Genomic DNA, 611 nt, shown 5'->3' with positions numbered 1-611 from the left:
GACGCGCGCGGCGAGCCCGCCGGCCACGCCGAGCTCGAGGGCGGGCTCAGGCTCGCGGTGATCCGGCGCGGGGAGCGCCACGCGCTCCGCGTCTGGGATCCGGAGGCGCCGACGCGCCGGCATTTCGCCGGCCTCGAGCATTACCCACCGAGCCTGCGCTGGTGGCTCGTGCGCGCGCGCTTCGAGCCGCACGATCCGGTGCGCGAGCTCGAGGTGCCGGACGTGACCGGCGGCCTACAGCGGCTGCGCAACCCCGGCAGGCTCCGCTTCGAGATCGACGGTCGCGGCTTCACCCTCGAGGCCTTTCAGGAGGCGCCCGGCGAACGGCTGTTCCTGGTCTTCGCCGATCGCACCAACGGCCGCGAGACCTACGGCGGCGGGCGCTTCCTCTACGCCGATCCCCCCGATGCCGAGGGCACGGTGCGGCTCGACTTCAACCGGGCCTTCAACCCGCCCTGTGCCTTCACCGCCTTCGCCACCTGTCCCCTGCCGCCGCCGGAGAATCGGCTCGACCTCGCGATCGAGGCCGGGGAGAAGCGCTATCGCCCGCGCGAGGAGGCCCTCAGCGGCCCGTGAAGACGGGCCTTCGCTTCTCGAGGAAGGCGCGGGTG

1 protein-coding gene is annotated in these 611 nt (G+C 73.6%); it reads left to right on the top strand.

Going from position 1 to position 611, the window contains the following annotated elements:
* On the top strand, window positions 1-576 hold a 576-nt coding region (locus NZ773_16275; GenBank protein ID MCS6803484.1), incomplete at its 5' end, for a DUF1684 domain-containing protein.
* Between the last annotated feature and the right edge of the window lie 35 nt (window positions 577-611).

The sequence above is a fragment of the Dehalococcoidia bacterium genome (assembly GCA_025054935.1).
GTDB lineage: Bacteria > Chloroflexota > Dehalococcoidia > SpSt-223 > SpSt-223 > JANWZD01.
Note: the sequence above shows the minus strand (reverse complement) of the source record. Positions and strands in the feature narration are given on the sequence as shown.